Raw genomic sequence first — 12,982 nt, 5'->3', positions numbered from 1 at the left:
GTTAGACAAAGTTCGGCTTTTTGCATACTCTAGTTAACTGAATTTGTTACCACTGTCGAGTTATCAATTAAATCAATTTAGTAGGAGAGATAATGACCCAAATTATAGTGGGTGAAAATGAAGCTATTGAGTCAGCTTTACGCCGCTTTAAACGAGAAGTTTCCAAAGCCGGAATTTTTCCAGATATGAGGAAGCATCGTCACTTTGAAACACCCCTGGAAAAACGCAAGCGCAAAGAAATTGCCAAGCATAGACAGAGTAAGAGACGTTTCCGCAACTAAGAACTGACGTAGCTTGAAATTAAGGCCCTCAGATATCTGAGGGCTTTGTTATTAGAACAGTTATCAGTTATCAGTTATCAGTTATCAGTTATCAGTTATCAGTTATCAGTTATCAGTTATCAGTTATCAGTTATCAGTTATCAGTTATCAGTTATCAGTTATCAGTCCAGAGACATAATTGGGTTGAAACCTCTGAATAAAACGCCTTGAATACTGTTCCCTGTTAACTGTTCCCTGTTAACTGTTCCCTGTTAACTGTTAACTGTTCCCTGTTAACTGTTAACTGTTCCCTGTCCCTGGTTTAATTGCTGTTTAACTTCGTGAGATGATAGCTGATTAACTTCGGCTAAAATCTGGGACAGTGCATCATCGTCGATTTGTTCTAGTTGTTTGGCTATGACTATTTCTGCTAGTCCGGCGATGGTGGGACTATTAAAAATGGCTTGGACTGGTAACTCAATGGTGAAAGTTTGGCGTAAACGGGAAACAACTTGAGTCGCTAAGAGGGAATGTCCGCCTAGTTCAAAAAAGTTGTCATGAATGCCGATTTTGGCAATTTCTAATACAGAGGATATGATATCAGCGATCGCCTGTTCTGTCTCCGTTTGTGGTGGGACAAAACTAGCGCTCAGATTTTGGGCTAAATCTGGGGACGGTAAAGCGCGGCGGTCGAGTTTACCATTAGTAGTCAGGGGTAAACTATCCAGCAAAACAAAAGCTGAGGGAATCATATAATCAGGCAATTGTACCTCTAGATGTTGACGGGCTTGATTAATTAGTGCTTGGGGACTAGTCCAAGTTGTCTTTTGAGTAGTGCTAGAGGCTTGAGGAGAGCGAGGCCTGATTGCATAGATATTGTATAAAGCTGTATCTTGTAAAACTACATCCTGTTCAATTTCGCACTCAAAGCCATGTTGTTGGAGTAAGTTGGTGACGTAGGCTAGTTGTCCGTCAATATCGTGAATCTCTACCACAATTTGCTTGATTTTCGGCCAGTCCTCGGCTTTGATTCCTGCTAAAACTGCTAGTTCACTTTTCTCAGCATCAATTTTGAGTAAATCAATTTGAGTCACACCTTGTTGTTGAATCACATCAGAAATGGTGTTTAACTGGCAAGTGAAACGTTGATGAGTTAAACGTTCTGTTAATAGCTCATCAATTTCTGCCTCAGATAACGCTACATTTGTGTCATTACCCTTTTGGTTGACTAAGAAAGATTTAATTGTTTCCCGTTCCTGGTCTTCATTTGCAAAGCGACCAGAAATCACAGAGACATTGGGATAATAGGTAAATTCATCTGTTTTCACCTCATCAGATAAACCACATTGGAATAACTGCACATTCAACCCATACAATTCACAATTAAGACGCAGAACCTCAAATACTGGGGGAATTGGTTCAAAAGCGTAAATTACAGGGTTTTGACATTGTTGGGCAGCAAACAGCGAAAACATACCAATATTAGCCCCGACATCAAAAATGCGATCGCCATCTTGGAGAGTGATACCATGTCGTAAATAAGATTCCTCAGCAAAAATCTCCTGATAAACAAACTCAGTTTCATTTTGATTCAAATGAGCAATTGTCATCCCATTAGGTAACTCATACCGCAGTTGATTATTGAATCTTCCCTGCTGTTCCAGGCGCAGAAGTTGCTGTACATGAGAAGCTTCCAAAGCATCAGGCACAATATAAGCTACTAAACGCTGATTCCCCGAACTATCTGGACGCGCAACCACCACATTTTCCTGAACCATATCATGTTGATTTAACGCCGCCTCAATTTCCCCCAACTCAATGCGAAAACCGCGAATTTTCACTTGGTCATCAATGCGACCGAGATATTCCAGATTACCATCAGCCAAATAACGCGCTAAATCCCCAGTCTTATATAATACCTCTCCCCCAGAATCAATAAACCTTTCAGCAGTCAACTCTGGACGATTGAGATAACCCCTAGTTACCCCAGCACCGCCAACATACATTTCACCCCGCACCCCCACCGGCACAGGTTGTAAAAACTCATCCAGAATATAAACTTGTAAATCCGGAATGGGGACACCAATCACACTACTACTACACCCAGCATCCGCCATAGTCAAAGGACGGAAAGTCACGTGTACAGTAGTTTCAGTAATCCCGTACATATTCACCAACTGCGGACAAGCATCACCATGTCCCTCAAACCAAGGTAATAAACTAGTAGGGTCAAGCGCCTCACCGCCAAAAATCACCCAGCGCAAACCCATCTTCTCATCTTCCTCTCTCCGCGCCTCCGCGCCTCCGCGTGAACCATCCACCCAAATCAACTGACGAAAAGCCGAAGGAGTCTGATTAAGAACCGTCACCCCTTCCCGACAAAGCAACTTATAAAACTCTTCTGGGTCACGACTGACAAAGAAAGGCACAACTACCAACCGCCCACCATGTAATAACGCTCCCCACATTTCCCACACTGAGAAATCAAAAGCATAGGAATGGAACAGCGTCCAAACATCCCTAGCATCAAAGTTAAACCAATCCTGAGTAGCTGCAAATAGCCGCGTCACATTACTATGATTGACTAATACACCCTTCGGTTTACCCGTAGAGCCAGAGGTATAAATTACATAAGCTAAACTCTCTGATGTCGCCTGACCCACAGGATTTTCTAAACTCTGCTGTTGAATATCTGCCCAATCCTTATCTAAACAGATAGTTTTAACAGCAGTCACAGGTAAAGATTCTAACCACTTCGCCTGAGTTAATAATACCGACACCTGAGAGTCATCTAGCATAAACTCTAAACGCTCAGGGGGATACTCTGGGTCAAGGGGGAGATATGCAGCACCTGCTTTGAGGATACCCAGGATAGCCACCATCATGTCTAGGGAACGCTCCACGCAGACTCCCACAAGGGTTTCAGGCTTTACACCCAAAGACTGCAAGTGATGGGCTAATTGATTGGCGCGAGTATTTAACTGGCTGTATGTGAGACTTTCCTCACCGAATACTAATGCTACAGCATCGGGTGTTGTTTCTACCTGCTGCTCAAATTTTTGATGTAAACAGAAATCATGAGAATATGTTTTTTTATTAGCATTCCAGGCAGATATTAACTGTTGTTTTTCGGTGTCACTAATTAAAGGTAATTGTGTAATCGGTAACTCTGGCTGAGTGACAATTGCTGTTAAAACATTTTGGAAATGTCCCATCATGCGGGTTACGGTTGCGGCATCAAAGCGATCGCAATCATATATAATTCTGCCAGATAATGTCTGCTGGGCTGCTGCTACCAAGGTTAAAGGATAGTTAGTGATTTCAAAAGTCCGGACATGATCAATGTCTAAGCTTTCTAAAGGTTCTTGCAGTGCCGCATCTACAGGATAATTCTCAAATACTACCAAACTTTCAAATAAAGACATTCCCCCCGGAACTTGACTCCAGGTTTGAATATCGACCAAGGGACTGTAAGCATATTGTTCCCGTTCTACCTGTTGGCTCTGTAAAGATTGTAACCAAGGCACAATTGCTGTATCTTCTGGGATTTGCACCCGCACCGGTAGGGTATTGATAAACAAGCCCACCATCGACTCTACCCCCGCTAAGGTTGGAGGACGACCGGACACCGTAGCCCCGAAAACTACATCCAATTCCCCACTGTAGCGACTCAGTAATACTGACCATGCTCCTTGCACTAAGGTAGAAAGGGTAACACGATGTTGCTGGGCAAAACTTTGGAGAGTGGCTGAGGTCTGGGATGGTAACTCAAATTTAACGTCTAAAAAATTACCTTTTCCTGGCACATTTTGATCTACCCCCAGAGGAGTGGGTGCGGTGAAGCCTTGTAATTTTTGCCGCCAAAAGTTTTCCGCCGCCGCAATGTCTTGATTTTGCAACCAATTAATATAATCTTGGTAGGGACGAGGGGTAGTTAAAGATATAGATTCACCGCGATTTCCGGCTTCGTAGAAAGCAAATACTTCTTGAAACAGAATGGGGAGTGACCAACCATCGACTAATAAGTGATGAAAACTGGCGACAAATTCATAGGTATTTTCTGCCAATTGCAGCAAAGCACAACGCATCAACGGAGCTTGATCTAGCTTAAAGCCTTGAGTGCGATCGCTCACCAAAAACTCTTCTACTTGTCTTTGTTGTTCCGAGGGAGAAACTGAACGCCAATCATACTCAATCCAGGGTAATTTAACTTGATGCCGGACAACCTGTAAAGGCTTTTTGCGATTTTCCCAAACAAACAGGGTTCTCAAGACAGGATGTCGCTCTACAACTTGCTGCCAAGCTTGCTGAAACACTGGTACATTTAATTTGCCGCTAATAGTGCAAATAAACTGCTCAAAATAAATCCCTGACTCTGGTGAGTATAAAGTATGAAACAGCATCCCCTGTTGCATAGGCGACAAAGGATAAATGGCGGCGACGTTTTTGTTTTTGCTGGTTTGTTTAGAGACTGTCATAGTTTCCTATTAATGGGTAATTTGTAGTTGAGTCGTGAACTGTTTTCCTATTCATCAATTTCTGCTAATAAAGCATCTAACTCGTCTTGGCTTAAATCAGCGACAGGAAAATCAGAAGGGGTGTATCCGCCTACTGTGGACTGACAGTGGCTAATGAGTGTTTGTAAAGCGGTGATCAAATTATCAGCAAGACGCTGAATAGTGCTTTTTTGATGCACTTGTGCGCTGTAAATTAAATTGATCTGTAGTTTACCTGCGGCGACAATTCCCGTAATTTCTAATAAGTAGCGCCGACGGGATGAAGGACTTTGATTTTCTCCAGTGGATATATCGGCAAATCCTTGGATAATTCCCGGTGGGATGCGTTCAAATTGTCCCAGGTAGTTGAAACAGACTTCTGCTGGTGGGAGGTCTGCTAGTTGTTGGCGAATTTGGGGGTCATCGCTGAGATAGCGCAGGATTCCGTAATTGATGCCTTTTTGGGGGATTCGCCGCAGTTGTTCTTTGATGGATTTTAGGGCTTCTCCGGGATGAGGATTTTCCTCAAGTGATAGGAGTACGGGGAAAATTGCCGTAAACCAACCCACCGTGCGGGAGAGGTTGATATCTGCGAATAGTTCTTCTCTTCCGTGTGCTTCTAAATCCATCAGGAGTGAATTGTTACCTGTCCATTGAGCGCAGCTTTGGAGACAGGCAGTTAATAAAATATCGTTAATTTGGGTGTTGTAGGCTTGGGGGACTTCTTGTAGCAGTGCGAGGGTTTCAGATTCACTGAGGCTAACTGATACTTGTTTAGCACTAGCTACGGTGTTATGGTCTTGTCCCTGGGGATAGTCTACAGGTAGGGGGACATTATGAGATTGTCTCAGCCAATATTCTATTTCAGATTTGAGCGTAGGCGATCGCCCGTATTCTAACAACCGCATTCCCCAATCTTGAAAAGAATTTGTTTTCGCTGGTAATTGGATAATTTCTCCCCGGCTGAGTTGTTGGTATGCAGTAGATAAGTCTTCTAACAAAATCCGCCAAGAGACTCCATCGATAGCTAAGTGATGAATAATAATCAGTAACTGACTGGGTTTATCTGTTCCCAAGTAAAACAGCACAACTCGCAGCAATTCACCTGTTAATAAATTGAGGCTAGCTTGCAATTCCGTAGCTATGGCTGTAATTCTCTGTGATTGCTGTGCGGGAATCTCTGTTGATAAATCCATCACCTCAAAGGGTGCGGTAATTTTCCCATCACCATTAACTTGCGACCATTGGGAATCATCCCGCCCAAACCGCAACCGCAAAGCATCATGATGTTCTAACAGCTTTTGTAATACTTGCTGTAATAGTTCTGGCTGCAAATCTGGCTGAACTTCTAGCAGTATTGACTGATTAAAATGGTGTGGTTCTGGTGAATTTTGCTCAAAAAACCAATGCTGAATCGGCGTTAGGGGTATTTCTCCAGTCACTAACCCCTGTTCTGCGGGAATAGTACCCATTGTGCAGACTTGGGCTAACTCAGAAATGGTTTGATGTTGGAAAATCTGCTTCAGAGTCAGTTGGATTCCCAATTGATGAGCGCGGGCAATTACCTGGATACTAATAATAGAATCACCACCCAAATCAAAGAAATTATCGTGAATCCCCACTTGTTCCAGTCCGATAATTTCACCCCAGATATTCACTAAGCTTTCTTCAATAAAGTTGCGGGGGGAGACAAAATTATCTTGGTTACTAGCGGCTACATCCGGGACAGGAAGGGCGCGGCGGTCGATTTTGCCATTGGGTGTCAGAGGTAACGCCTCTAAGTAGACAAATATCTGCGGAATCATATATTCAGGAAGTTGCTGTTGTAGCAAAGTCCGCAACTCGCTGTTAGTCGGTGCTTCTGCTTGGGAAACAACATATCCTACCAAGCGTTTATTTCCCGGTTGGTCTTCACGAACAATCACGGCGGCTTGCTTAACTTGGGGATGGGCGATGATTCCAGCTTCAATTTCACCCAATTCTATGCGGAAACCCCGTAATTTTACTTGATGGTCAATGCGTCCCAAGTATTCAATTTTGCCATCTGAAGTATATCTAGCTAAATCACCTGTTTTATATAATCGCTTCGGAGATGGGGAATCAGACCCTAGAGCCAATTCAACAAATTTATCTGCTGTTAAATCTGGACGGTGACGATAACCTCTAGCTAATCCTGCGCCACCAATATGCAGTTCTCCTCCGACCCCAATTGGTACTGGTTGTCCGTAGGTGTCTAACAGATAAATTTCAGTATTAGCGATGGGACGACCAATCAACACCTTTCCTTCACCTGGTTCTACTTGATCAACTGTTGACCAAATTGTAGTTTCTGTGGGACCGTAAGCATTCCAGAGTTGAGAACTTCTGGCTAATAGTTGATTCGCTAAATCTCTAGGTAATGCTTCACCTACAGAGAAAATTTTGAATTGATTTGCACCATTCCACCCAGAAGCCAATAAAATCCGCCAAGTGGCTGGTGTAGCTTGCATGATTGTGGCGTGAGATTCTAGCAACAACTTCTGTAATGCATAGCCATCTTTACTAGTTTCAGCACTGACTAAAACAACTTTAGCCCCTACGATCAAGGGTAAGAAAATCTCTAGTACCGCAATATCAAAGGATAAAGTTGTGACAGAAAGTAAAACGTCTTTAGCTGTGATTCCTGGCTGTTGCGCCACTGAGGTTAAAAAGTTAACCACAGCACTATGGATAATCTGCACACCTTTGGGTTGACCTGTAGAACCGGAGGTGTAAATTACATAAGCCAGTTGACTAGGGGAGTAGGAAGTAGAGATGGGAGAGGGGAAAGTATTTGCAGTAATAGCTAGCCAATCTGTATCTAAACAGATAATTTTGGCTTCTGTGGTGGGCAGTGAATTTACTAAGTGCTGTTGTGTTAAGAGGACTGCAACTTCAGCATTCTCCACCATGAAAGCTATACGTTCCGCCGGATATTTGGGGTCGAGGGGTACATAAGCACCACCTGCTTTGAGGATTGCTAATAAACCCACAAGCATATCTAGGGAACGTTCGACACAAATTCCTACTAACTGATCAGTTCCTACACCCAAGGATTGCAAGTACGCAGCTAGTTGATTAGCACGGGAATTTAACTGAGTGTAAGTTAGTTGTTCTGTGGCTATTTCTACGGCGATCGCATCTGGTGTTTTTTCTACCTGAGCCTCAAACAGTTGATGTAAACAGACATCGGTGGGATAGGTCGCCTGAGTTTGATTCCAATCAACTAGGATTTTTTGGGCTTCACTAGCTGTTAACAGTGGTAATAAAGCCACTGGTTGTTCTGGATCGGCGGTTACTGCTGCGAGTAAATTTTGGAAGTGGTGCGCGATGCGTTGAATAGTTTCTAAATCAAACAAGTCGCTGTTATATTCCCAATTTCCGGCTAATCCTGCGGGTGTTTCTTCCATCGCCAAAGTTAAATCAAACTTGGCTGTAACTATTTCCATCGGTAAAGCGCTCAGACTCAACCCTGGTAATTCCCAATTTGCTGAGGGGGTATTTTGCCAAATGAACATTACCTGAAACAGGGGACTGTAACTGAGGTTGCGCTCTGGTTGTAATGCTTCTACTATTTGCTCAAAGGGGACATCTTGGTAAGCGTAAGCTTCTAAGGCTACTTGTCGGACTTGTTGCAGTAGTTGGGAAAATTTGGGGTTATCTGTAAGTTGCGAGCGCAGTACTAGACTGTTGATAAATAAACCGAGTAGGGGTTCAATCTCAGCGCGATCGCGGTTAGCAATGGGTGTCCCCACAAGTATATCTGTTTGACCACTATAACGATGTAGCAAAGTCACAAATACAGCTTGCAGAGTCATGAATAAAGTAACGCCGGATTTCTGACTCAAATTCTGGAGTTTTGTTGTCAACTCAGCATCAACTGTAAACCCATAATTCCCACCTTGATAACTGGGTTGGGGAGGACGGGGACGGTCAGTTGGTAACTCTAAAAGTGGTGGCGCACCTGCTAGCTGTTGTTTCCAATAGTTGAGTTTTTTGTCTAATACTTCTCCACTCAACCATTGTCTTTGCCAAATCGCAAAATCAGCATACTGAATAGCTAACTCTGGTAAAGGGGAGGGTTTTTCCTCAACGAAGGCTGTATATAGTGCTGATAATTCTTCGATAAATACACCCACAGACCAACCATCACAAACTATATGATGCAGATTGATCAGTAAAATATGAGACTCTTGATCTAAACACAACAACTGCGATCGCATTAACGGCGCAACAGTCAGATCAAAAACTGTCTGAGTAGCTGTAATTGTCAGTTGTTTGACTTGTTGAGCTTGTTCTGATACTGGTAATCCCTGTAAATCGATCACTGGGAGGGTGACGGTGACATCAGCAACAATCACTTGAGTTGGTATCCCATTGTGACTGGGAAAACTAGTCCGTAAAATTTCGTGGCGACGGACAATTTCCTGTAATGCTTGTTCTAAAGCTGCAACGTGCAGATATCCCTGTAACTGGATCGCCGCAGGTACATTGTATGTACTACTGCTTTCTTCTAATTGACTTAAAAACCACAGTCTTTGCTGTGACCAAGATAAAGGTAAGGGTTGACTGTCTCTCGTTACAGGAACCAGGGGTGGTGAGAGCAAATCCGACTCAGTTTGTTGTAATTTCTGAATAGCTTGGTCAAGTTCCGCCACAGTGGGAGATTCAAACAACAGTCGTAGCGGTATTTCCAGACCAAAAATTTGCCGCAGACGGGAAATTACTTGTGTAGCTAAGAGGGAATGTCCTCCCAGAGTAAAGAAATTATCATGGATGCTAACCTGTGTGATTCTCAAAACTGCGGCGAAGACATCAGCAATTAAGACTTCCGTTTCTGTGCGGGGTGAAACAAAGTTTTCGGAAGTGTAATTGATCTCTGGTGCGGGGAGAGCATTCCGGTTTAGTTTACCGTTGGGTGTCAGGGGAAAGGTATCAAGAACTACAAAGGCAGTGGGAATCATGTAGTCGGGGAGTTGCTGTTGGAGAGAGTGGCGCAACTCGTCGCTGGTGGGTGCGTCCCCTGCTGGAATGATGTAAGCTACTAAACGTTGGTCGCCTGGTTGGTCTTCGCGGATAATTGCTGCTGCTTGTTGGACTTGGGGATGTTGAGTTAATGCTGTTTCAATCTCTCCCAATTCAATACGAAAACCTCGTAGTTTTACCTGAAAGTCTACCCGACCCAGGTATTCAATTTGTCCATCAGGTAAATAGCGAGCTAAATCACCAGTTTTATATAGATGACCTTCACTAAAGGGATTGGGAATAAATCGCTCTTGGGTCAACTCTGGACGATGTAAGTAACCTCTAGCTAACCCCGCACCACCAATGTATATTTCACCAGGGACACCAACGGGAACTGGTTGTAAATTTTGGTCGAGGAGATAAATTTGAGTATTGGCGATGGGACAACCAATGGGAACTGTTTGATTAATCCCAGCAGCTACTTTTGAGCAAGTAGCATCAATTGTCGCTTCTGTGGGACCATAAAGGTTATATATCTCGGCATTTATTTGACTTTGACAGCGTTCTACTAGTTCGGTGGTCAAGACTTCACCACCACAAAAGATCCGTTTCAGGGATTTACAGCTAGAGAAATCTCCGGAGTCGAGGAGCATTCGCAGCAAAGAGGGAACCAGTTGTAATGTGGTGATTTGATATTTATTAATGACATCTATTAAATAAGTACTGTCTCGATGTCCTCCTGGTTGCGCCATGACTAACTGCGCTCCCGCTAGCAAAGGGGCGTAAAATTCCCAGATAGCTGCGTCAAAGCTGAAGGGGGTTTTTTGCAGAACTTGATCATGGGAAGTGAGGGGGAAAGTGTTCTGCATCCAAACCATGTGATTAACTATGGCTCGATGGGGAATCATGACCCCTTTGGGTTTACCTGTGGAACCGGATGTATAAATTACGTATGCTAAATCGCTGGGGGAGGAGGAGGCGCGATGAGTCTCATCTGTGTAATAAGAATCTTGATCTAGGCAAATTATCTGAGCTTGCTGTGATGGTAGGGAGTCTAATAAATGTGTTTGTGTTAATAAGATGTTAATTTCAGCATCCTGAATCATGAACGCTAAACGTTCCGCCGGATACTCTGGGTCTAAGGGAAGATACGCACCGCCGGCTTTGAGAATCCCCAGTAACCCAACTACCATTTCTAGGGAACGTTCTGCATAAATCCCCACTAGGGTATCTGCTCCTACTCCCACAGATTGTAAATAGTGAGCTAGTTGATTAGCACGGGTATTTAACTGGCTGTAGGTTAACTTTTCCTCTTCCCCAATTACAGCAATATGATTAGGTGTGCGTTGGACTTGTGCCTCAAATAATTGATGCAGACATACATCTGTAGGATATTCTGCTTGAGTTTGATTCCACTCTACAAGTATTTGATGACGTTCTGATGGAGTGAGTAGGGGTAAATCTGCGATCGCTTGTTGGGGATGGGTGGCGATCGCATTTAATAAATTCTGGAAATGTCCCGCCATCTGGGTAATTGTGGCATTATCAAATAAATCACAGTTATATTCCCATGTCCCCCTCAGTTTTCCGCCGATTTCCTCCATTGACACAGTTAAATCAAATTTAGCTGTCACTATCTCCATTTCTCGAGGCGCAATTTTCAACCCCGAAAGTTCCAACTCCCCCACAGGCGCATTTTGCAGCGCAAACATTACCTGAAATAGGGGGCTGTAACTAAGATTGCGCTCTGGTTGTAGAGCTTCTACCACTTGCTCAAAGGGGACATCCTGATGAGAAAAGCCATCTAAGGTTGTTTGCTGTACCTGTTGGAGCAACTCTAAAAAGCTAGGATTACCAGCAATTTGGTGACGCAGAACTAAGGTATTGACAAAAAAGCCAATTAATGGTTCTAGTTCTTGGCGATCGCGGTTAGCGACAGGTGTACCGATGAGGATATCTGTTTGACTACTGTAGCGATGCAGCAAGGTAACAAAGGCTGCTTGTAAAGCCATAAACAGAGTCACACCTGTTTCTTGGCTGAGGGTTTTAAATTGTTGGGTGAGTTCAGCACTCAGTTCCTGGGTAAAAGTGCTACCGCGATAAGTCTGAATGGGGGGACGGGGGCGGCTAGGTAATTCCAACAGTGGGGTAGCATCTGCCAATTGTGACCGCCAATATTCCAGTTTATTACCTAAAACTTCCTCTGTTAAAGATTGTCTTTGCCAAGCTGCGAAGTCTGCATACTGAATTGCTAACTCTGGTAAGGGTGACGGTTTCCCCTCAATGAAAGCTGTATACAAAGCTGAGAGTTCTTGGATAAATACACCCACAGACCAACCATCAGAAACTATGTGGTGCAGGTTTAACAGCAGCAGGTGGGAGATTTCACCGAGGCGGAGTAGTTGCACTCGAAATAAAGGTGCGATGGTTAAATCAAAGGGTGTAGAAACTTCCAACGCTATACGCTGCTGGACTTCGGCTGTTTGTTCTGGGCTTGGTATCCCCTGTAAATCCACTACAGATAGAGTAATATTCACATCTGCATCAACCACCTGCACAGGGGTATCATCTACCACCTGAAAGCTAGTTCTGAGAATTTCATGACGATGAACAATTTCCCTCAAAGCCTGTTCTAAAGCAGTCACCTGAAGTTCACCAGTGAGTTGTACCGCCGTGGGGATGTTATAACTAGCACTATTTTCGTCCCATTGGTTCAGAAACCAGAGACGTTGTTGGGAAAAAGACAGAGGCGCGGGTTGGGATGAATTGCGACGGGCGATCGCTTCATTCTTCACACTAATGCCTTTTTTCTTCAGCATCAGCTTCAGTAACTCTTGCTTTTTGGCTGTTAAAGACTTGTTCATAGAGGCTAGGGGTAGGGGTAGGAGAATTTTGGACTCAGGACTCAGCACTCAATAGAGATTGCATCTCTTCGGGGGACATTTGGGCAATTTCCTGGATAGTCAGGGCGATTTCATCGAGAATTTCCTGTCCACCGGCTAACTCTGCCAAAACTTCTAATAGTTCGGCTACTGTTGGCTTTTGGAATAATTCGCGGATGGGTAGTTCTAAATCAAAGGTCTGTTGGATGCGGTTAACCAGTTGGGCTGCTAGTAAAGAATGTCCTCCTAAATAAAAGAAGTTGTCATAAATACCGACTTTGCTGACACCCAATATCTCAGACCAAATTGCTGTTAACACTTCTTCCGAGGGGCTGTGAGCTGTGACAAAAGCTTGGGTGAT

4 protein-coding genes are annotated in these 12,982 nt (G+C 43.8%); 1 reads left to right on the top strand and 3 read right to left on the bottom strand.

The features are described from left to right. The first annotated feature begins 92 nt into the window (after positions 1-92). On the top strand, positions 93-281 hold the full coding sequence (gene rpsU / locus VB620_RS10995) for a 30S ribosomal protein S21 (RefSeq protein ID WP_017803988.1): 189 nt from the start codon (positions 93-95) through the stop codon (positions 279-281). A 272-nt stretch (positions 282-553) separates the two neighbouring features. Here the strand turns inward: rpsU and VB620_RS10990 are convergent, their stop codons facing one another. From VB620_RS10990 to VB620_RS20870, 3 genes are read right to left on the bottom strand one after another with little or no spacing between them, the layout of a single operon-like run. Continuing rightward, positions 554-4,738: an amino acid adenylation domain-containing protein gene (locus VB620_RS10990; protein ID WP_323196191.1), complete on the bottom strand. Its 4,185-nt coding sequence runs from the start codon at positions 4,736-4,738 to the stop codon at positions 554-556. 47 nt (positions 4,739-4,785) lie between these two features. Beyond that, positions 4,786-12,603: a non-ribosomal peptide synthetase gene (locus VB620_RS10985; RefSeq protein WP_323196190.1), complete on the bottom strand. Its 7,818-nt coding sequence runs from the start codon at positions 12,601-12,603 to the stop codon at positions 4,786-4,788. 34 nt (positions 12,604-12,637) lie between these two features. Beyond that, positions 12,638-12,940, bottom strand: a complete 303-nt coding sequence (locus VB620_RS20870; RefSeq protein ID WP_407674195.1) for a phosphopantetheine-binding protein — start codon at positions 12,938-12,940, stop codon at positions 12,638-12,640. Positions 12,941-12,982: the final 42 nt, after the last annotated feature.

Origin of the sequence: Nodularia harveyana UHCC-0300, from assembly GCF_034931085.1 — a bacterium.
In the GTDB taxonomy this organism is placed as follows: Bacteria; Cyanobacteriota; Cyanobacteriia; order Cyanobacteriales; family Nostocaceae; genus Nodularia; species Nodularia harveyana.
This window is presented reverse-complemented; position numbering and strand designations above follow the sequence as displayed.